The sequence below is a fragment of the Aeromonas sp. EERV15 genome (assembly GCF_900079845.1).
Taxonomy (GTDB): Bacteria; Pseudomonadota; Gammaproteobacteria; order Enterobacterales; family Aeromonadaceae; genus Aeromonas; species Aeromonas sobria.
Genome location: NZ_FKKY02000007.1, coordinates 71,866 through 92,354 on the forward strand (window position 1 = coordinate 71,866; position 20,489 = coordinate 92,354).

General features: G+C 58.0%; 21 protein-coding genes. 15 read left to right on the plus strand and 6 right to left on the minus strand.

Annotation, left to right across the window (positions count from 1 at the left end; genetic code table 11):
• Positions 1-6 precede the first annotated feature (6 nt).
• The 9 genes from tsaE (at position 7) to BN4575_RS07820 (ending at position 9,168) form a co-directional block, all read left to right on the plus strand.
• Positions 7-480: a tRNA (adenosine(37)-N6)-threonylcarbamoyltransferase complex ATPase subunit type 1 TsaE gene (gene tsaE / locus BN4575_RS07780; protein ID WP_042018522.1), complete on the plus strand. Its 474-nt coding sequence runs from the start codon at positions 7-9 to the stop codon at positions 478-480.
• Positions 471-2,210, plus strand: coding sequence for an N-acetylmuramoyl-L-alanine amidase (locus BN4575_RS07785; protein WP_083221015.1), 1,740 nt, complete (start codon positions 471-473; stop codon positions 2,208-2,210). The genes tsaE and BN4575_RS07785 overlap by 10 nt, the downstream gene beginning before the upstream one ends.
• A gap of 72 nt (positions 2,211-2,282) precedes the next feature.
• Positions 2,283-4,142, plus strand: a complete 1,860-nt coding sequence (gene mutL / locus BN4575_RS07790; RefSeq protein WP_068977785.1) for a DNA mismatch repair endonuclease MutL — start codon at positions 2,283-2,285, stop codon at positions 4,140-4,142.
• Entirely contained in the window at positions 4,132-5,061 is a 930-nt protein-coding gene (gene miaA / locus BN4575_RS07795; protein ID WP_083221016.1) for a tRNA (adenosine(37)-N6)-dimethylallyltransferase MiaA, read from the plus strand. The genes mutL and miaA overlap by 11 nt, the downstream gene beginning before the upstream one ends.
• A gap of 72 nt (positions 5,062-5,133) precedes the next feature.
• The gene (gene hfq / locus BN4575_RS07800) at positions 5,134-5,397 is read left to right on the plus strand and encodes an RNA chaperone Hfq (protein ID WP_042018518.1); all 264 of its coding nucleotides are present in this window, start codon (positions 5,134-5,136) and stop codon (positions 5,395-5,397) included.
• Between the two features lie 63 nt (positions 5,398-5,460).
• Positions 5,461-6,747, plus strand: a complete 1,287-nt coding sequence (gene hflX / locus BN4575_RS07805) for a ribosome rescue GTPase HflX (protein WP_068977786.1) — start codon at positions 5,461-5,463, stop codon at positions 6,745-6,747.
• Positions 6,748-6,839: 92 nt separating this feature from the next.
• The gene (hflK, locus tag BN4575_RS07810) at positions 6,840-7,988 is read left to right on the plus strand and encodes an FtsH protease activity modulator HflK (protein WP_068977787.1); all 1,149 of its coding nucleotides are present in this window, start codon (positions 6,840-6,842) and stop codon (positions 7,986-7,988) included.
• 3 nt (positions 7,989-7,991) lie between these two features.
• A complete protein-coding gene (hflC, locus tag BN4575_RS07815) occupies positions 7,992-8,873 on the plus strand; it encodes a protease modulator HflC (protein WP_042018510.1) in 882 nt (293 codons plus the stop codon).
• A gap of 106 nt (positions 8,874-8,979) precedes the next feature.
• Positions 8,980-9,168 carry a DUF2065 domain-containing protein gene (locus BN4575_RS07820; protein WP_068977788.1) on the plus strand — a complete coding sequence of 63 codons (189 nt, stop codon included), beginning with the start codon at positions 8,980-8,982 and terminating at the stop codon, positions 9,166-9,168.
• Between the two features lie 86 nt (positions 9,169-9,254).
• Here BN4575_RS07820 and ispB read toward each other — a convergent pair whose 3' ends face one another.
• Positions 9,255-10,226, minus strand: a complete 972-nt coding sequence (gene ispB / locus BN4575_RS07825) for an octaprenyl diphosphate synthase (protein WP_068977789.1) — start codon at positions 10,224-10,226, stop codon at positions 9,255-9,257.
• A 242-nt stretch (positions 10,227-10,468) separates the two neighbouring features.
• On the opposite strand from ispB, the gene rplU reads away from it, so the two are divergent.
• The 6 genes from rplU to BN4575_RS07855 all read left to right on the plus strand — a co-directional run bounded on the left by rplU (position 10,469) and on the right by BN4575_RS07855 (position 16,064).
• Positions 10,469-10,780, plus strand: a complete 312-nt coding sequence (rplU, locus tag BN4575_RS07830) for a 50S ribosomal protein L21 (RefSeq protein WP_005304210.1) — start codon at positions 10,469-10,471, stop codon at positions 10,778-10,780.
• Positions 10,781-10,797: 17 nt separating this feature from the next.
• A complete protein-coding gene (gene rpmA / locus BN4575_RS07835) occupies positions 10,798-11,055 on the plus strand; it encodes a 50S ribosomal protein L27 (RefSeq protein WP_042018503.1) in 258 nt (85 codons plus the stop codon).
• 190 nt (positions 11,056-11,245) lie between these two features.
• Positions 11,246-12,448 carry an Obg family GTPase CgtA gene (cgtA, locus tag BN4575_RS07840; protein ID WP_042018500.1) on the plus strand — a complete coding sequence of 401 codons (1,203 nt, stop codon included), beginning with the start codon at positions 11,246-11,248 and terminating at the stop codon, positions 12,446-12,448.
• A 367-nt stretch (positions 12,449-12,815) separates the two neighbouring features.
• Positions 12,816-14,186 (plus strand): YjiH family protein, encoded by a 1,371-nt coding sequence (locus tag BN4575_RS07845; RefSeq protein WP_068977790.1) that lies wholly within the window; start codon positions 12,816-12,818, stop codon positions 14,184-14,186.
• A gap of 152 nt (positions 14,187-14,338) precedes the next feature.
• On the plus strand, positions 14,339-15,328 hold the full coding sequence (locus BN4575_RS07850; protein WP_068977791.1) for a luciferase-like monooxygenase: 990 nt from the start codon (positions 14,339-14,341) through the stop codon (positions 15,326-15,328).
• Positions 15,329-15,563: 235 nt separating this feature from the next.
• Positions 15,564-16,064: a 2TM domain-containing protein gene (locus BN4575_RS07855; protein WP_068977792.1), complete on the plus strand. Its 501-nt coding sequence runs from the start codon at positions 15,564-15,566 to the stop codon at positions 16,062-16,064.
• A 119-nt stretch (positions 16,065-16,183) separates the two neighbouring features.
• Here BN4575_RS07855 and BN4575_RS07860 read toward each other — a convergent pair whose 3' ends face one another.
• From BN4575_RS07860 to surA, 5 genes are read right to left on the minus strand one after another with little or no spacing between them, the layout of a single operon-like run.
• The gene (locus BN4575_RS07860) at positions 16,184-17,005 is read right to left on the minus strand and encodes a symmetrical bis(5'-nucleosyl)-tetraphosphatase (RefSeq protein ID WP_042018492.1); all 822 of its coding nucleotides are present in this window, start codon (positions 17,003-17,005) and stop codon (positions 16,184-16,186) included.
• A gap of 6 nt (positions 17,006-17,011) precedes the next feature.
• On the minus strand, positions 17,012-17,374 hold the full coding sequence (apaG, locus tag BN4575_RS07865) for a Co2+/Mg2+ efflux protein ApaG (RefSeq protein WP_068977793.1): 363 nt from the start codon (positions 17,372-17,374) through the stop codon (positions 17,012-17,014).
• Between the two features lie 4 nt (positions 17,375-17,378).
• On the minus strand, positions 17,379-18,206 hold the full coding sequence (rsmA, locus tag BN4575_RS07870) for a 16S rRNA (adenine(1518)-N(6)/adenine(1519)-N(6))-dimethyltransferase RsmA (RefSeq protein ID WP_042018489.1): 828 nt from the start codon (positions 18,204-18,206) through the stop codon (positions 17,379-17,381).
• The gene (gene pdxA, locus BN4575_RS07875; RefSeq protein ID WP_042018488.1) at positions 18,196-19,191 is read right to left on the minus strand and encodes a 4-hydroxythreonine-4-phosphate dehydrogenase PdxA; all 996 of its coding nucleotides are present in this window, start codon (positions 19,189-19,191) and stop codon (positions 18,196-18,198) included. Before pdxA ends, rsmA begins: the two co-directional genes overlap by 11 nt.
• Positions 19,191-20,489: a peptidylprolyl isomerase SurA gene (gene surA, locus BN4575_RS07880; RefSeq protein WP_042018622.1), complete on the minus strand. Its 1,299-nt coding sequence runs from the start codon at positions 20,487-20,489 to the stop codon at positions 19,191-19,193. Before surA ends, pdxA begins: the two co-directional genes overlap by 1 nt.

Below are 20,489 nucleotides of genomic sequence, written 5' to 3' on the forward strand. Positions count from 1 at the left end.
AAGAACATGGCAAAACAGTTGATGATGACACTGCCGGATGAGGCAGCAACAGTGGCTCTAGGTGGTCGTTTGGCACAAGCTTGCCAGCAGGCGACCACAGTATTTCTACATGGCACGCTGGGCGCAGGTAAAACCACTCTGACCCGGGGTTGGGTGCAGGGCCTTGGCCATCCGGGTAAGGTAAAAAGCCCGACTTACACCCTGGTCGAGCCCTACGAGCTTGATGGCTGGCAGGTCTACCATTTCGATCTCTATCGCTTGGCTGATCCGGAAGAGCTGGAGTTCATGGGCATTCGGGACTATTTTGCCGCCAACACCCTTTGTCTGGTGGAGTGGTCCGAGAAGGGCGAGGGTTGGTTACCGGCCCCCGACCTTGAAATTACCCTCACCTATGTAGGCGAGCAGCGTGAGGTGCTGATAGAGGCCCGCACTGCTATTGGCGAAGCCATTCTGGAACGGTTGTCATCTACGTGCGCTTGATCCTTGTTTTTGCTCTCTCTTTGATGGCGTTACCCTCTTGGGCGAATCAGCTCAAGAGCGTACGAATCTGGCCATCACCGGATAACACCCGGGTGGTGCTCGACATGAGCAGCGCCCCCAATTTCAACTATTTCACCCTGAACGGCCCGGATCGGCTGGTGATCGACCTTAAGGGGGCGAGCAACGCCGCCAATCTGGCCCGGGTGGAGAACAACAGCGAACTGGTGCGCAAGATCCGCCAGAGCACCCCACTGGAGAAAGGGGGCTTGCGTCTGGTGCTGGATCTCAGCTCCACCATCAAGCCGGTGGTGTTTCCGCTGGCGCCAGCCGGGCCATATGGCCACCGTCTGGTGATTGACCTGCCTTATGAAGAGAAGCGATCCGCTGCCGCTGCGCAACCGGTGCCGGTGAGTGGCAAGCACCGCGGTGTGGTGATTGCCATTGACCCGGGTCATGGCGGGGAAGACCCCGGCTCCATCGGGCCGCGCCGCACCTACGAGAAACGGGTCACCATGGCCGTCTCCCAGAAACTGGCGGCGCTGATCGATCGCGAACCGGGCATGCGTGCCGTGTTGACCCGTCGCGGCGATTACTTCGTCGATCTCAACAAGCGCTCCGAGATTGCCCGCAAAGCCAAGGCGGATCTGCTGGTGTCGGTGCATGCGGACAGCTTCCACAACTCGACCCCGCGTGGTGCCTCGGTCTGGGTCTTGTCGACCAACCGCGCCAACCGCGAGATGGGCAGCTGGCTGGAAAAGCAAGAGAAGCAGGGCGAACTGCTGGGCGGGGTGGGTAAGGTGTTGGCTGAATCCGACCCCAACCCCTATCTGGCGCAAACCTTCCTTGATCTTTCCATGGACAAGTCCCGTGCCGAGGGTTACGACGTGAGTCGTCAGATCCTGCGTTCCATGGGCAAGGTCGCCAAGTTGCACAAAAAAGAGCCTGAACACGCCAGTCTGGCGGTGCTCAAGGCGCCTGATATTCCCTCTGTGCTGGTGGAGACCGGATTTATCTCCAACCATGCGGAAGAGAAGCTGCTGGCTAACACCAGTTATCAGGACCAGCTGGCCCGCGCCATTTTCGAGGGGATCCGCAACTACTACCGTGCCCACCCGACCAAGGGGGCCATGTTGACCGGTAAGGGGCAGGCCAGCCAGCCAGCCGCCGTTAGCCGGTCAGTCGTCACCAAGCAACCGGTGAGCAGGCCACAACAGGTGCAATCGCAGCCGGTGGTGACCAACAAGATGCCAGCGACGACCGTGCGCGACGGCGGAGCGCCGGTCAGCAGTGTCAGCAGTGGCTCTGGTGCTGGGGTGATCAAACCCTATTCGGCTGCAACCGCATCACCGAGCGCCCCGGTCAGCTCTGTTGGCGCCAATGACAAATCGGGCATGACCCGGCACGTGGTCACCCGAGGTGAAAGCCTCTCTCGGTTGGCTGAAAAGAACGGGGTGAGTCAGGCGCGCTTGGTGGAGATTAACAATCTCAAGAGCCGTGATGTCCAGATTGGTCAGGTGCTTTATATTCCCCGTTCCGGGCAACCGGCTCAGGCGACTCGCACCCAGAGCAATAATCAGTCGAAGATGATCCGTCATGTGGTCGCGCGGGGTGAGAGCCTCTCCCGCCTGGCCGAGAAACATGGGGTAAGTCAGGCGCGACTGGTGGAGATCAACAAACTCAAGTCGCGGGATATTCAGGTAGGGCAGGTGCTCTACATTCCCCAAAACTAACGCGCGGGAGCTGGCGATGCGGCTCCCCGTGTTGGCGACATCATCCGCAAGATGGAAATTCAGGAGTAAGTGATGCCGATCCGTATATTACCCCCGATCCTGGCTAACCAGATTGCAGCCGGAGAGGTGGTGGAACGGCCCTCTTCGGTGGTGAAAGAGCTGGTGGAAAACAGCCTGGACGCCGGTGCCGACCGGGTCGAGATCGACATCGACAAGGGGGGCGCCAAGCTGATCCGCATCCGTGACAACGGCTGTGGCGTCGCCAAAGAGGAGCTGGTGCTGGCGCTGTCGCGTCACGCGACCTCCAAGGTTGCCACGCTGGACGATCTGGAAGGGATCAACAGCCTCGGTTTTCGTGGCGAGGCCCTCGCCTCCATCAGCTCGGTCTCCCGTCTCACCTTTACCTCCCGTACCGCAGAGCAGTCCGAAGCCTGGCAAGCCGAGGCGCAAGGGCGCGAGATGAGCGTCACCATCAAGCCGGCGGCCCATCCGGTGGGCACCACGGTGGAGGTGGTGGATCTCTTCTTCAATACCCCCGCTCGGCGCAAGTTCATGCGCAGCGAAAAGACCGAGTTTGCCCATATTGACGAGCTGGTGCGGCGCATCGCGCTCTCTCGCTTCGACGCCACCCTGATCCTGCGCCACAACGGTAAGGTGGTGCGCCAGTACAAGGGCGCCAACACTGTGCCGGAGCAGGAGCGCCGCCTCGCCGCCGTCTGCGGCACCCCCTTTATGCACCATGCGCTGGCGGTAGAGAGCGAGCACAGCGACGTGCGGCTGTGGGGCTGGCTGGCGACCCCGGAGGGGGCAAGACCGCAGAACGATCTGCAATACACCTATGTCAACGGCCGGATGATGCGCGACAAGCTGATCAACCACGCCATCCGTCAGGCCTATGATGAACTGCTGCCCGCCGATCGCTTCGCCGCCTATGTGCTCTATATCGAGCTGGACCCCCGTCAGGTGGATGTCAACGTTCATCCCGCCAAGCACGAGGTGCGCTTCCATCAGGCGCGGCTGGTGCACGACTTTATCTTTCAGGCGCTGTTTACTGCATTGCGCCGCGAAGGGGTCAGCACTGCTCATCAGGAAGAGCCGTTGGCCGAAACCCTGGTCGAACTGCCGGTCAGCCCACAGATTGAATATCCCGGTCAGGCGCCACGGCCTGAATGGTACGGCGCCGAGCACAGCTATCGGGCACCTGCGCAGGTGCGGGAAGGGGGAGCTGCGCGCGCCAGCAACTACCAACCGCCCGAGCCGCTAGGTCGCGAGGCGATGCGTGGCATGGGGTCGCTGTTAACGACCCAGCCCATCGCAACGGCAACGGTGGCTGAGCCGGATACCACCACAGTGACTCCGTCAAAGCAGGGGGGATGCCGCGCGCTGACGTTGGTTGATCAGGCCTATCTGTTGGTCGAGCGGGATAATCAGCTGGCGCTGCTCTCGCTGGTGCGCGCCGAGCGGGTGCTGCTGCGAAGCTGGTTGCTGGATGCCTGGGGACAGGGACTGGCGGCCCAGCCACTGTTGCTGCCGGTCTCCTTCAAATTGCCGAAGAATCTGATCGCGCTGGTGAGCGAGCAGGAACGTTTGCTGAAACGGATGGGGCTGGAGTTGAAAAGCGGTGGGCGCGACACCATGATCCTGACTCGGGTGCCAGCCCTGCTGCGCCAGACCGACCTGGTGCGCCTGTTACCCGAACTGTTGCAAATCATCGAGGGCGGATCTGACAGTGATGCCGGTCAGCAGGCTGAAGTATTATGCCAATGGCTGGTGGAGCAGGGGATAAGCCGCGAGAAGATATACGATTTTTCAACAGCCAGTCGTCTGCTGACGGAACTTGTGGCCGCTCACGCTGACCAACTGACAGATATTCGCATGGTACGCCCGCTTTCGCTGGCGACCGTGCTGGAGGAGTTTGAACATGGCGAGTGACTTGCCGACCGCAATTTTTCTGATGGGGCCGACGGCCTCCGGCAAGACGGATCTCGCCATTGAACTGTGCCAGGCGCTGCCCTGCGACATCATCAGCGTCGATTCGGCGCTGATCTATCGCGGTATGGACATTGGCACTGCCAAGCCGACCGCCGATGAACTGGCGCGGGCCCCGCACCGGCTGATCGATATTCTTGACCCCGCCATGAGCTATTCGGCGGCTGATTTTTGCAAGGATGCCCTGCGGGAGATGAAAGAGATCGCCGACCGCGGCCGCATTCCGCTGCTGGTGGGCGGCACCATGCTCTATTTCAAGGCGTTGCTGGAGGGATTGTCCCCGCTGCCCTCTGCTGACCCCGCCATTCGTGCCGGGATTGAGGAAGAGGCAGCCCGCCTCGGTTGGCAGGCGCTGCACGACGAGCTGGTGCGCATCGACCCGGTGGCCGGGGCGCGAATTCACCCCAATGACCCGCAGCGGCTCAGCCGGGCGCTTGAGGTCTACCGCATCAGCGGCAAGACGCTCACCGAGCTGACGCAAGTGCAGGGGGAGGGCTTGCCCTATCGGGTGCAGCAGTTTGCCATTGCCCCCAGTGATCGCGCCGTGCTGCACCAACGTATCGAAATGCGCTTCGACAAGATGCTGCAAGGTGGTTTCGAGCAGGAGGTGCGAGCGCTGATGGCACGCGGCGATCTGCACCCGGATCTCCCCTCCATTCGCTGCGTGGGTTATCGCCAAATGTGGGACTACCTGTGCGGCGAAGTGGGGTATGATGAAATGCGTTATCGTGGCATTGTTGCCACACGCCAATTGGCAAAACGACAGATGACCTGGTTGCGCGGCTGGCCCGAGGTGACCTGGTTGGAATCTGGAGAGTCTGGCAATCTCGACCGTGTGCTTGCGCACGCTGGTGCGGCTTGACACTCCCTGTATAATCAGGTTGTTATATTGATATCCGGTGTTTAAAAACAACAAACTATAAGGAAAAGAACAATGGCTAAGGGGCAATCTCTCCAAGACCCGTTTTTGAATGCGCTGCGCCGTGAGCGGATTCCTGTTTCTATCTATTTGGTGAACGGCATCAAACTGCAAGGTCAGATCGAGTCTTTCGACCAGTTTGTCATTTTGCTGAAAAACACCGTGAGCCAGATGGTTTACAAGCACGCTATTTCGACTGTGGTTCCCGCGCGTGCCGTTAACCACCACCAGCCTATGCCTGATGGTGCGGCTGATGCACAGGATGAAGCCGAGGCGTGATATCCCCGGGTGAGTCGACTCGCCGATTTGGATTGGTGATGATCCCTGTTAAGGAGCAAACGCTTGTTTGACCGTTATGAAGCTGGCGAACAGGCCGTTCTGGTGCATGTGAACTTCAGTGATGAAGGTGAGCGCGAGGATCTGGAAGAGCTCAAGATGTTGGTGAGCTCTGCTGGCGTCAATGCGCTAGGGGTTGTTACCACCAGTCGCAGAGCCCCCAGTGCCAAGCTGTTTGTCGGTAGCGGCAAGGCTGAAGAGATCGCGTCCCAAGTCCAGCTGCTGGGCGCCGACGTGGTGATCTTCAACCATGCCCTGAGCCCTGCCCAAGAGCGTAACCTGGAGCGTCTGTTCCAATGCCGGGTGGTCGACCGAACAGGTCTTATCCTCGATATCTTCGCCCAGCGCGCCCGAACCCACGAAGGTAAACTGCAGGTCGAACTGGCCCAGTTACGCCATCTCTCCACTCGCTTGGTGCGAGGCTGGACCCACCTCGAGCGTCAAAAGGGCGGGATCGGTCTGCGTGGACCGGGTGAAACCCAACTTGAAACTGACCGACGGCTGCTGCGGGAACGGATCAAGGCGATTTTGCGTCGGCTCGACAAGGTCGCCAAGCAGCGGGAACAGGGCCGTCGCGCCCGTAATCGTAATGAAGTGCCGACGGTGTCACTGGTTGGTTATACCAACGCCGGAAAGTCTACTTTGTTCAACCAACTTACAGCTGCCAGTGTGTATGCTGCCGATCAGTTGTTTGCAACTCTGGATCCCACCCTGCGTAAACTGGTGATCCGGGATGTGGGTGATGTGATTTTGGCAGATACAGTTGGATTTATTCGACACTTGCCCCATGATCTGGTCGCAGCCTTCAAGGCGACCCTGCAGGAGACCCGCGAAGCGGATCTGTTGCTGCATGTGGTGGACTGTGCCGATGAGCAGATGCAGGAAAATATCGATGCCGTGCAGCAGGTGCTCGCCGAGATCGAAGCGGATGACCGCCCGCAGCTGATGATCTGCAACAAGATCGACAAGCTGGAGGATCGCCCTGCGGGTCTGGAACGTAATGACGAGGGACGCCCGGTGCGTGTCTGGTTATCGGCCCAGACCGGTGAAGGCTGTGAATACCTGTTTATGGCGCTGACTGAATTGCTGGCTGGCTCCATGGTGCATCACACCCTGCAGTTACCCCCCTCTGCTGCTAGATTGCGCAGTGCGCTCTATCAGCTGAAAGGGATTGAACGGGAAGGTTTTAGCGAGGAGGGGGATTTTGTACTGGAAGTCCGCTTGCAAGTGGCCGACTGGAACCGCCTTGTGAAACTGGAAGGTGAGAGTTTACAACGCTTTATCCGACATTGATTGGTCGATGAAGATGAATGCTTAATGGCTTCATCAACGATTGATGGTCAGATAGAGATGATATCCATCTGCATGTATTAATGGAGACGCTGATGGCTTGGAATGAGCCTGGAAATAACGGCAAAGACCGTGACCCTTGGGGGAATAACGGCAAGAATCAGGGACCCCCTGATCTGGATGCGATGCTGCGCAAGGTGACCAGCCGGTTTGGTGGTCTGTTTGGCGGTGGCAAGTCTGGTGGTGATGTGGGTCGGTTTGGCCTCTCTATCGCCCTGGTCGTGGCGGTGGTGGTGTGGGTCGTCAGTGGCTTCTATACCATTCGCGAAGCTGAGCGAGGCGTGGTGCTGCGTTTTGGGGAGTATTCCCACAATGTCGATCCGGGCCTGCGCTGGAAGCCGACCTTTATCGATCGGGTGATCCCGGTGGATGTGGAGTCCGTGCGTTCCCTGCCAGCGTCAGGTTTCATGCTGACTCAGGATGAAAACGTGGTGCGGGTCGAAATGGACGTGCAATACCGTGTCGTCAATCCCGAGCAGTATCTGTTCAGCGTGACCAATGCCGACGAGAGTCTGAGTCAGGCAACCGATAGCGCCCTGCGTTATGTGGTGGGCCATACCCGCATGGATGATGTACTGACCACCGGTCGGGAAAAAGTGCGTCAGGAAACCTGGCAGGTTGTCGATAGCATCGTCGAACCTTACCAGATGGGCCTGCAAATTGTGGACGTCAACTTCTTGCCGGCTCGTCCGCCGGAAGAGGTGAAAGACGCCTTCGATGATGCCATCTCCGCTCAGGAAGATGAGCAGCGCTTTATCCGTGAAGCCGAAGCTTATGCTCGTGAAGTTGAGCCAAAAGCACGTGGCTCGGTCAAGCGTCTGGAACAGGAAGCCGAAGGTTACAAGTCCCAGATCGTGTTGAAGGCCCAGGGTGAAGTTGCTCGCTTCAACCAGTTGCTGCCCCAGTATCAAGCCGCGCCTGAACTGACTCGTGAGCGTATCTACCTGGAAACCATGGAAGAGCTCTATCAGCAGACTAACAAGGTGGTTGTGGACATGCCTGCTGGCAACAACAGCATGATTTATCTGCCGCTCGACAAACTGTCTGGTAAAGCGAACGCGGTACAACCGGCTCGTCCGGCAGGCACGCCAGCGGTTGAATCGACCCCACCTTCCAACGAAGGGGCCAACTCTACACCGACCCCGCTGCGTGGCGGTGACCGTTTCAGCTCAGGGAGAAACTAATAGATGAAAAAAATAGCTATTGGTGTCATCGCTGTGGCGACCATGTTCTGCTTCTCTTCTGTTTTCATCATTGATGAAGGTCAGAAAGGGATAGTGGTGCAGTTTGGCAAGGTGAAGCGGGTTGAGTCCGGCGAACCACGGCTCTATGAGCCTGGTCTGCACTTCAAGGTGCCGCTCATCGATCAGGTTCGCAAGATGGATGCCCGCATCCAGACGCTGGAAGGCCAGGCAGATCGCTTTGTTACCTCCGAGAAGAAAGACCTCATCATCGACTCCTACGTGAAGTGGAAGATCGAGGACTTCTCCAAGTACTACCTGGCAACCGGTGGTGGCAACAAGATCCAGGCGGAAGACCTGCTCAAGCGTAAAATTAACAACGGTCTGCGTTCCGAGATCGGTAACCGTACCATCAAAGACATCGTCTCTGGTGAGCGCAGTACCGTGATGGAAGATGCGCTGATGAAGATGGCGCGCTCTTCCGAGCTCGGTATCAAGGTGGTTGATGTGCGGATCAAGCAGATCAACCTGCCGGTGGAAGTCTCTAGCTCCATCTATCAGCGGATGCGTGCCGAACGGACTGCGGTAGCCCGTGAGCATCGCTCCCAGGGTCGTGAGCAGGCTGAAATCCTGCGTGCAGATATCGACCGCAAGGTGACCGTGATGATCGCCGACGCCGAGAGTAATGCGCGGCAACTGCGTGGTGAAGGTGATGCTGAGGCAGCCAAAATCTATGCCGACAGCTACAAGAAAGACCCCGAGTTTTTCAGCTTCGTGCGTAGTATGGAGGCCTATCGCAAGAGCTTCGCCGGTGGCAACGACCTGATGGTTCTGAAGCCGGACAGCGAGTTCTTCCGCTACCTCAAATCTCCTAACGGCACCAAGTAATTATCGCCGAGAGGTTATCTCAAAAGGGTCTGACACATCAGACCCTTTTGTTTTGAGTGCTAAAGCCACCTGTCGATGCAGGTGGTTTTTTATTTAAGGGGACAAGATGCTGACATCTATGCTGGCAGGATTGGGGCTGTTATTACTGTTTGAAGGGCTGGGTCCGCTGCTGGTCCCAAAAGCATGGCAACAGATGCTGCGTCTGCTGAGCGAGCAGCCTCCGGAGCAGTTGCGCCGCATCGGAGGATCCCTGGTGGTGGCAGGGCTGGTGATCCTCTGGATGTTGAACCACTGAGCTTTGATAGCTAGCTCCGGCCGTCGAATGACAGGCAATAAAAAAGAGGCGGTCGCCTCTTTTTTATTGCCAGGGGAGCCGTAGACTCAGGCGCTGCGTTGTACCGCCATGTGAGCAAGGGTTTCCAGCGCTTGCTTGTGGCGGGAGTCTGGCAGGATGGCGAGGGCGGCAATGGCCTTGTCAGCCTCCTCCTGGGCACGCATGCGTGAGTACTCCAGCGCACCGGTACGGTCGAGAATCCCGAGGATCTGGTCGAGATGCTCCATACCGTTGCGGTGCTCGATGGCATCGCGCACCAGCTGGCGCTCTTCCGCACTACCTACAGCCATGGCCCGCAGTAGCGGCAGGGTAGGTTTGCCTTCAGCCAGATCGTCACCGACGTTCTTGCCCATCTCCTCGCTCTGGGAGCAATAATCCATCACATCATCGATGATCTGGAACGCGGTACCCAGATACTTGCCGTAATCGGTCATTGCCTGCTCGACGGGCTCGGGCTGATGGGTCAGCACGGCGGCGAGGCGGGTGGCGGCCTCGAACAGCTTGGCGGTCTTGCAGTAGATGACCGTCATGTAACTCTGCTCGGTGGTATCCGGGTCGTTACAGTTCATCAACTGCAACACTTCCCCTTCTGCAATGGTGTTGGTGGCATCCGACAGGATCTCCATCACCCGCAGGTTGGATAGTTCGGCCATCATCTGGAAGGAGCGGCTATAGAGGTAGTCACCGACCAAGACGCTTGCGGCATTGCCAAACATGGCATTTGCCGTTTCACGGCCGCGACGCAGATCAGATTCATCGACCACGTCATCATGCAGCAAAGTGGAGGTGTGGATAAATTCGATGATGGCGGCCAGTTTCAGGTGATCCTCACCCTCATAGCCGAGCGCGCGGGCGGCCATCACTGTCAGCATGGGGCGCATTCGCTTGCCGCCGGCACTGACGATGTAGAAACCCAGCTGATTGATCAGACTAACATCGGACTGGAGTCGGGCCAGGATCAGTTCATTGACCGCCGTCATGTCGGCGGCACAGAGCGCACGGATAGTCTGTTGGTCCATAAGTCTCGTAACGTGACAGCAGCAATAACTGCGATTTTAGTAATGGCGGGGATTCTACACGATTTCACAATGGGTTACAGTTAGGTGTTTATCCACGGCGGCAGATATGCGCACAAAATAAACTTTTTGCTAAATTGGCCTTGCCTGAGCAAATCGATTTGCGTAGAATGCCCGCCCATTGTTATAGGTTTTTGCGCATGTCTAGCCTTGAGCAAAAGACATGCCTTTACGGAGTTAATCAAATGTACGCGGTATTCCAAAGCGGCGGAAAACAACACCGTGTGGCCGAAGGTCAAATCGTTCGTCTGGAAAAGCTGAACGTTGAGACTGGCGCTACCATCGACTTCAACGAAGTTCTGATGGTTGCTGCAGGCGACACTTTTAAAGTAGGTGCTCCTTTTGTTGAAGGTGGCAAGGTTGTAGCTGAAGTTGTGGCTCACGGCCGTGGCGAGAAAGTGACTATCGTCAAGTTCCGTCGTCGTAAGCACCATCGCAAGCAAGCGGGCCACCGTCAGTGGTTCACTGAAGTCAAAATCACTGGCATCAGCGCTTAATTAGAGGAGTCCGATAGATGGCACACAAAAAAGCTGGCGGTTCATCCCGCAACGGTCGCGATTCTGAAGCTAAACGCCTTGGCGTGAAGCGTTTCGGCGGCGAAACAGTTCTGGCTGGCAGCATCATCGTTCGTCAGCGTGGCACCAAGTTCCATGCTGGTACTAACGTTGGTCTGGGAACAGATCACACCTTGTTCGCGAAAGCGACTGGTAAAATCCTGTTCGAAGTTAAAGGTCCGCTGAATCGTAAATACGTAAGCATCATTGCTGAGTAATTACGGACCGCAAGGATCCGAAGCCCCGCCAACAGGCGGGGCTTTTGTTTTTCTGAATTGTTGACGAAAAAACGGAACGCAGATGACCCGTGCTTCGACAGAGGCGTGGATTGCCAAGATGCGTATCGCCCGCAGGGGTCTGTACCACTATAATCGCGTATCGGTTTTTCGAATTAAGGTGACGGTGCCTATGAAGTTTGTTGATGAAGTCCAGATTCGAGTCGATGCCGGCGATGGTGGTAACGGTTGCGTAAGCTTTCGCCGGGAATTGTATATTCCGAACGGTGGACCCGATGGCGGTGACGGTGGTGACGGTGGTGATGTTTATCTGATCGCCGACGAGAACCTCAATACCCTGATCGACTACCGTTTCGAGCGCTTCCATGCTGCCGAGCGTGGGGAAAATGGTCGTAGTGCCAACTGTACTGGTCATCGTGGTAAGGATCGGGTGCTGCGCGTGCCGGTCGGTACCCGTGCCAGTGACGAAGATACCGGTGAGCGACTGGGTGACTTGACCAGTCATGGCCAGAAGCTGATGGTTGCCAAAGGTGGTTTCCACGGTTTGGGTAACACCCGCTTCAAAAGTTCAGTTAACCGTGCTCCCCGTCAGAAGAGTAATGGTACTCCGGGCGAAGTGCGTACCCTCAAGCTGGAGCTGCTGCTGCTGGCCGATGTCGGCATGCTGGGTCTGCCCAACGCAGGCAAGTCTACCTTTATTCGTGCGGTCTCTGCTGCTCGTCCCAAGGTAGCCGATTATCCCTTCACCACCCTGGTACCGAACCTGGGTGTGGTGCGTGGTGAGAACTCCCGCTCCTTCGTGATCGCCGATATTCCGGGTCTGATCGAAGGTGCTGCTGACGGTGCAGGTCTCGGTATTCGTTTTCTGAAACACCTTGAGCGTTGCCGTGTATTGCTCCATCTGGTTGATATTTGCCCGATCGATGGTTCTGATCCTGCGCAAAATGCCGTCACCATTGTGGGCGAGCTGGAGAAGTACAGCCCCGAGCTGGCAGGCAAACCGCGTTGGTTGGTGTTCAACAAGATGGATCTGATCCTGGAAGAAGAAGCCCAGGAAGTGATGGATCGCGTCAAGGCGGCCCTGAACCATGAAGGTCCGGTCTACGCTATTACCGCCATCAGCAAGGAAGGTACCAAGAAGGTCTGCTACGACATTCTGGACTTGCTGGACACCATGCCTCGTCAACTGGCGCAAGATGCGCAAGACGCTATCGAGAAGGTTGAGTTCAAGTGGGACGATTACCACAAGAATCAGCTGGCTCAAGCTGAAGCAGAAGCGCTCGCCGCTTCTGTGGCCTTCGACGAAGGGCTGGATGACGATGATTGGGATGACGACGAAGATGATGGCGTTGAAGTCATCTACGTGCGTGACTGATCCCCGTTACTGTCACTGAAAACCGGAGCCTTCGCAGGCTCCGGTTTTTTTATACCTGTCGAGCAACCACTCATTCGGCGAGTCGGTTACATCAGGTATTACCGAGCTTTTGGTACGGATTATATTTCCTACAAAATACAACAAAAACGAAACAAGAACCTGACGATATCGATTGAATCAATATGCGTTGCTATATCCGGTTGTTTTGATGAAAGGTTTACCTGTGGAAATATTTATGCGCAATTCACTCGATTAAGGGCTTGTTTGTGCGTTTTTTTAGAGTATTCTTGCGCGCGCTATTGCTGGTCAATGCGTGAATATGCAGGTTGGCCAGGCCAGGTAAATGTAACGTCAGGGCTGTCATATCATGTTGGAAAAGAGTCTCGAAGCACCCGCGGTCAATACCCGCCGTAACGTATTGATGTTTTTGGTTCCTTCACTTATCGGGATCCTGCTGTTCATGACGCCGGTCCTCTATCAGGGCAATGTCACCATCCCGGTTGCCGTGCTGGCCAAGCTGGTTCAGCGGGTGTTTGCCGATTATCTGGTGGCCATGGTCAGTGCGGTAATCACCACCACCATGCTGATGACGGTGATTGCCTGGTTGTTCAAGCCGGCGATTCTGGTGCGCCGTCCTTTCCTCAACAGCCTGTTCAATGTCTCCCCTTTCTGGGCCTGTGTACGGGTATTGGGCGGTATTTTCGTGCTGCTGACCTTCTTCGAGATGGGGCCAGAGTTGCTCTATTCCGGCGCAACCGGTGGTCTGGTGTTGCACGATCTGCTGCCGGTGCTCTTTTCGGTCTTCCTGTTTGCAGGTTTGTTACTGCCACTGCTGCTCGATTTCGGGCTGCTGGAATTTGTCGGCACCATGATGACCCGCATCATGCGTCCGGTATTCCGCTTGCCGGGTCGCTCCGCGGTGGACTGCTTTGCCTCCTGGCTCGGCGATGGCAGTGTTGGCATCCTGCTGACCAGCAAGCAGTATGAAGGGAAGTTTTATACCCAGCGTGAAGCCGCTGTGATTGGCACCACCTTCTCTGCTGTTTCCATCACCTTCTGTCTGGTGGTGATCTCTCAGGTAAAACTGGAACACATGTTTGTTCCTTTCTATCTGACCGTCTGCCTGGCTGGCGTGGTCGCTGCCATCGTGGTGCCGCGTTTGCCACCACTGTGCTGGAAGAAAGATATCTATGCCGATGGCACGCCCTTGTGCCGCAAGCAGGAGGCAGTGCCGCACCAGCACAGCGTGATGAGCTATGGCTTCGAGCGGGCATTGACCAAGGCTGATAATGTGAGTGACTTGGGCGCGGTAGCACGGGAAGGGGTGAAGAATGCGCTGGATATGATATTTGGCGTATTGCCGGTAGTGATGGCGATCGGTACCTGCGCCCTGATGCTGGCCGAACATACCCCTATCTTCACCTGGCTGGGGGCGCCCTTTGTTCCCTTGCTGGAGCTGCTGCAACTGCCGGAGGCTGAAGCGGCCTCCAAGACCATCATGGTCGGTTTTGCCGACATGTTCATTCCGGCGGTGCTGGCCTCGACCATAGAGAGCGACATGACCCGCTTCGTGATTGCCGCCATGTCGGTGACCCAGCTCATCTATATGTCGGAAGTGGGGGCCCTGCTGCTGGGCAGCAAGATCCCGGTCAAGCTGTGGGAGCTGTTCATCATCTTCCTGCTGCGTACTCTGGTCACCTTGCCGGTTATCGCCGCTGTGGCGCACCTGCTGTTCTGATCATGCCGCAGTGCTGAAAAAGGCCATCCCGCTTGCGGGGTGGCCTTTTTGCATCTGGCGCGTGTGCTCCTGCAGGGCAGATGTGTTCCGTTCGAGCATCTCATGCTAGAGTGCCCCTCTGTTAGCAAATTGTGATGCAATGGAGTGTATTTATGTCTGCCATCCCCTATTCTGTGCTCGATCTGGTGCCGGTTGCCGAAGGTTCTGTGCCTGCCGAGTCGTTTCGCCGTTCGCGGGATCTTGCCCGCCATGCCGAGGGCTGGGGTTACCAGCGCTACTGGCTGGCCGAGCATCACAACATGCCGGGCATTGCCAGTGCCGCTACCTCGGTGCTGATCGGTCATCTGGCTGAGGCCACCACAACGTTGCGGATCGGGGCGGGTGGCATCATGTTGCCGAACCACTCGCCACTGGTCATTGCCGAGCAGTTTGGCACGCTAAGCTCTCTTTACCCCGACCGCATCGATCTGGGCCTTGGCCGTGCGCCCGGGACCGATCAGCGTACCATGCGGGCGCTGCGGCGTATGCGCAGTGGTGAGGTGGATGATTTTCCGGCCGATGTACGCGAGCTGATGAGTTACTTTGGCGATGAGATCGGCGCGGTGCAGGCTGTGCCCGGTCAGGGGCTGCATCTGCCCATCTGGCTGCTGGGCTCCAGCCTCTACAGCGCGCAACTGGCGGCGGCGATGGGCTTGCCGTTCGGTTTTGCCTCCCATTTCGCCCCTGCCATGTTGCTGCAAGCGCTGGAGATCTACCGCAGCCAGTATCGTCCCTCTGCTCGCTGGCCCAAGCCCCATGCTGTGGTCTGCATCAACATGATCGCCGCCGACAACGAGCGGGAGGCCCGCTTCCAGTTCACCACCGTACAGCAGCAGTTCTTGCGCCTCCATCGCGGTGATGCGGGCAAGCTGCCCGCGCCGGTCGTCCAGCTTGGCGACGAGTGGGCGCCCCGTGAGCTGATGGCGATGGAGCAGACCCTGGCCCGCTCTCTGGTTGGTGACCCGGAGCAGGTTCGTCACGGTCTCAAGGCGCTGCTGGCGGAAACCCGTGCCGATGAGCTGATGTTCAACGGCCCCATCGTCGACCATCAGGCACGGTTGCGCTCTTTCGAGATCTCCGCCGAGCTGATGCAGAGCCTGTAAGCTCATTGTATGAGTTGTGGTAAGCGCTATCTTGAAGAGAATGAGGTTGTTGGCTTGCTGTCGGGTGACCGACACCAGTTTGTAGTCGCTACCAAGGCGTTTGCACAATAGCGGTGGATATCTGGTTAATGTATTGATTTAAAAAGAAAGTCAGGTTGGTGTCAGGCATCTGTCGTATCGTTTGTCACTGCTCGGCCCTTATGCTGGCCCTGTCAATTACCACAAGGAGTTCGCGATGATCGTCAGGAAGTTGAGATTGCAACGGGGTTGGTCCCAGGATCAGTTGGCGACGTTGACTGGTTTGAGTGTCCGCACTATCCAGCGGATCGAGCAGGGGCAGCAACCCGGACTGGAATCTCTCAAGGCCCTGGCCTCCGTCTTTGAACTCGATGTGGCTCAACTGGATGGGTCAGAGCAACAGGAGCGCGAGATGAGAGGAAGTGACGCTATGGGTCAGGATGCGGTGCAGGTATCGGCAGAAGAGCGGGAGGCCATGCGCTATGTGGAGGGGCTCAAGGGCTTCTATCACCATGTCGCCAGCTATGTACTGGTGATCTGCGGGCTGTTTGTCATCAACTACCTGAGCAATCCGGAGTATATCTGGGCCTGGTGGCCGGCGCTGGGGTGGGGGTTGGGACTTGCCTCCCATGCTATTCGGGTATTTCAGCCCTTCAAGCTGTTTGGCCCTGAGTGGGAGCGGCGCCAGATCGAGAAGCGGTTGGGGCGCAAGTTGTAACCTTATTCGCACGGAACCAGAGAACACAAAACAGAAAGCCCGGCAGATTGCCGGGCTTTGTTATTGATGCGGTTCTGGGCAATCAGCGCGGCAGCTACCGCCTGATTGCAGTGCTGCCCCTAGCTGGCGTGAACCGGGCAGGGGGTGGCGATCAGGGCATCATCCTCGTAGCGCCACAGGGTCAGGCTGTTGCCCCAGACGCAGCCGGTATCGAGCGCCTTGATATCGCTTTTGCCGGTGTTGCCCATCAAGGCAGCCCAGTGGCCGAACACCAGAACGGGGTCATCCACATGGTGCTCCCGCTGTTCGAACCAGGGACGCAGCCCCGGGGTCGACTCCTTGGGGCCCTTCTTGCATTTGAAGTCGAGACGACCGTCGAAATAGCAGAAGCGCATCCGGGTGAAGGTGTTGATGATGTAGCGGTAGCGGTCGATCCCGACCAGATCATCTTGCCAGCCATCGGGCTGATCGCCATACATGTTGTGCAGCAGCCACTGGTACTGATCGCCGCGCAACAGGCTCTCCACCTCGCGGGCGCAGTTGCGGGCGGTGCGGGCATCCCACGCCGGGGAGATACCGGCATGCACCATCATGATGGGCAGATCCGGATGCTCGGCCAGCAGCGGGCGGTGGCGCAGCCATTCCAGCAGTTCATCCCGATCCGGGGCATCCATCAGGCTCTGCAGCTTGTCTTTCTTTTTCAGCGGCGCGACGCCATTAGCGACCGCCAACAGGTGCAGGTCGTGATTGCCGAGCACGGCGACGGCGCGGTTGCCCAACCCTTTGACGAAACGCAGGGTATTGAGGGAGTCCGGGCCGCGGGCGACCAGGTCGCCGCAGAGCCAGAGCACGTCTTTGTCGGGATCGAACGCGGCAAGATCCAGCAGACGGCGCAAGTCGTCGTAACAGCCCTGGATGTCACCGACAAAACAGTTCGCCATGAAACCTCAGTTGATAATATTGGGGATGGCCAGCGTGAAGGGGGCGATGGGCGCCTCGAACTGCTGGCCAGAGCCATCTTGCAGGGTATAGCTCCCTTCCATCACCCCAAGCGGGGTCGCCAGCGGCACGCCGCTCTGGTAGCGGTAGGTCTCACCTTCGGCTATGACGGGTTGTTCCCCCACCACGCCCGGGCCTGCCACTTCCTGCATCTTGCCATTGGCATCGGTGATGAGCCAGCGCCGGTGCAGCAGTTGCACCGGGCCGGGCCCCAGATTCTCAATCTCGATCAGATAGTGAAACTGGTAAGGGTCTTTGGATTCCGCCACATACACGGGGTATGGGCGGATCTCGATGTGCGGGTGAGCCACAGGATCAGGCCTGTTGCTGATCCGCCAGCCAGTTGGCGATCATGACAAACTGCTCGAGGGAGAGGTTCTCCGGACGCAGGTTGCCATCGATACCAAGCTCGGTCAGCTGGGCGTCGGTGATGAAGTTGGAGAAGCTGTTGCGGATGGTCTTGCGACGCTGGCCAAAGCCCTCGGTACAGACGCGGCTCAGGCAACGAATGTCTTTGGCGACTATGGTCGGGTTTTTGTGCGGCATCAGGCGCACTACGGCAGAGTCGACCTTGGGGGCGGGTTTGAAGGCACCCGGGCCCACTTCCAGCACCGGCACTACCTGACAGTAGTACTGCACCATCACGCTCAGGCGGCCATAGGCTTTGCTGCCCGGGCCAGCACACATCCGCAATACCACTTCCTTTTGCAGCATAAAGTGCATGTCTTCAACCCGGTCGGCGAACTCGCACAGGTGGAAGATCAGCGGAGTGGAGATGTTATAGGGCAGGTTGCCAAAGATCCGCAGCGGCCCTTTGCCTTCACCCATCAGGGTGCCGAAGTCAAAACGCATGGCATCGGCTTCGATGACGGTCAGCTTGTCTTTGAGAGTCGGGTGCTCGCGCAGGCGTGCCGCCAGATCCCGGTCAAGTTCGACCACGGTCATCTTGTCCATCTGGGAGGCGACCGGCTCGGTCAGCGCAGCCAGACCCGGACCGATCTCCACCAGATTCTGACCCGGTTGCGGGTTGATGGCGGCGACGATCTGGTCGATCACATAGCGATCGTGCAAGAAGTTTTGACCGAATCGCTTACGGGCGGTGTGACCCATATGCACTTTATTGCTCTGCACCTTACTGCTCATATCTTTTTTTCTCTACCATCTTGATGGCGTGGTTAATCGCGGTGATCAGACTGCCCGAGTCCGCCAGGCCTTTGCCTGCCAGATCCAGTGCGGTGCCGTGATCCACCGAAGTGCGGATGAAGGGAAGCCCCAGAGTGATATTGACCGAACTGCCAAAGCCCTTGTATTTGAGCACCGGCAGTCCCTGGTCGTGGTACATGGCGAGTACCGCATCCGCATCCTTGAGGTATTTTTCCTGGAACAGGGTGTCGGCCGGCAATGGGCCGACCAGATCGATACCCTCTAGGCGCAGATTGGCCAGAGCGGGTTCGATCACGTCAATCTCTTCACGTCCGAGGTGGCCACCTTCCCCGGCATGGGGATTGAGACCGCAGACGTAAATACGGGGTTTGGCGATGCCAAACTTGGTGGTGAGATCCCCGTTGAGGATCCTGATCACCTTGCCGAGGCGATCCTCGGTGATGGCCATCGCCACGTAGGCGAGGGGGATGTGAGTGGTCGCCAGTGCGACCCGCAGCCCCTCGGTTGCCAGCAGCATCACCACATCTGCGGTATTGGACTGCTGGGCAAAGAATTCGGTGTGACCGCTGAACGAGACCCCGGCCTGATTGATGATCCCCTTGTGTACCGGTCCGGTCACCACGGCGGCAAATTCACCGCTGAGGTTACCGTCACAGGCACGTTGCAGGGTCGCCAGCACATAGGCACCATTGCCTTCGTTCAGTTCACCCGGCACCACGGGGGCGCCGAGTGTGACCGGACAGACTGTCAGGGTGCCCGCCCGCTGGGGGCGGGCAGGGGCGGTTGCGTCATAGGGCTCCAGCTCGACGCTGAGCCCCAGCAGGGCCGCCCGCTCGCGCAGCAGCGCCGGATCGGCGATCACCACCAACTGGTGGGGCCAATCCTGCTGGGCAATCTGCAGCACCAGATCCGGGCCGATCCCGGCCGGTTCGCCCGGGGTAACGGCAAGACGACGGCAGCTCATCAGCTGCTGGCGCCTTCGATCTGGATGTAGGCCTCGTCACGCAGCTCATCCAGCCATGCCTGGGACTCTTCCACGAAGCGGCGGTTGTAGATCAGCTGGTAAGCGCGCTGCTCCTGAGCCTTGTCGGTGGCATCCTGGCTGCGGCGATCTTCCACCTGAACGATGTGCCAGCCATGGCTGGTACGGAACGGGGCGCTGATCTGGCCTGGCTGCAGGCGGTTGACCATGTCGCGGAACTCCGGCACATAGACGTTGGGATCAGACCAGCCCAATTCGCCACCCTGCACCGCAGAGCCCGGATCTTCGGAGTGCTTCTCTGCCATGCTGGCGAAGCTGGCTTTGCCGCTCTTGATGTCGTGCAGAATACCGTCCAGCATCCCCTTGGCTTTCTCTTCGCTCAGGATGATGGAGGGCTTGATCAGAATGTGACGGGCCTTCACCTCGGTCTGCATTACTTGCTGCTGACCCTTGGTGTCGAACACCTTGACGATGTGCAGGCCGGCACCGGAGCGCAGCGGGCCGACGATGTCACCCTTGTTGGCGCCCTGTACCGCTTCGGCCATCAGGGTCGGCATCTCTTGTGGGCTCATCCAGCCCCAGTCCCCCCCTTCCAGTGCCTTGGGGCCGTTACTCTCGGCAATGGCCAGCTTGCGGAAGTCAGCACCTTGTTTAAGGGCGGCCAGAATTCGGTCAATCTTGCTCTTGGCGGCATCCAGCTGGGCAGCGGTGGGGTTGTCCGGCAGGGCAATCTGGATATGACCGACGTGATATTCGTTCTGCTGTTGGCCCTGTTTTTTCAGAACCTCGACCACCTGTTTCACCTCCTGTTCGGAGATGTTGATACGACGACGAACCTGATTGCGGCGTACCTCGTTCATCAGGATCTCGCGGCGCACCTCTTCCCGATACTGGGCATAGGTCATCCCTTCACGGGCGAGTTGAGCACGCAGCTGCTCCAGGGTCATTTTGTTATCGGCCGCGATCCCCTGAATGGCTTGCTCCAGCTGGGTATCACTGATTTTCAGTCCCTGACGATCCGCCAGTTGCAACTGCAAGCTCTCCTGGATCAGCCGATCCAGCGCCTGTTTGCGCAGGGTGGCATCGTCAGGCAGGGATTGGCCGCTCTCCTGAGCGGAGAGTTTTACCTTGTTGACCAGTGCGTCCTGTTGACTGGACAGCACCACGTCCTTGTTGACCACGGCCAGTACCTTGTCCATCAGCTCGGGCGCCGCCAGGGCAGCCTGACTCATGGCACCAAACATTCCCGCGGTCAGCAGGGCAATCAGGGTCTTTTTCAT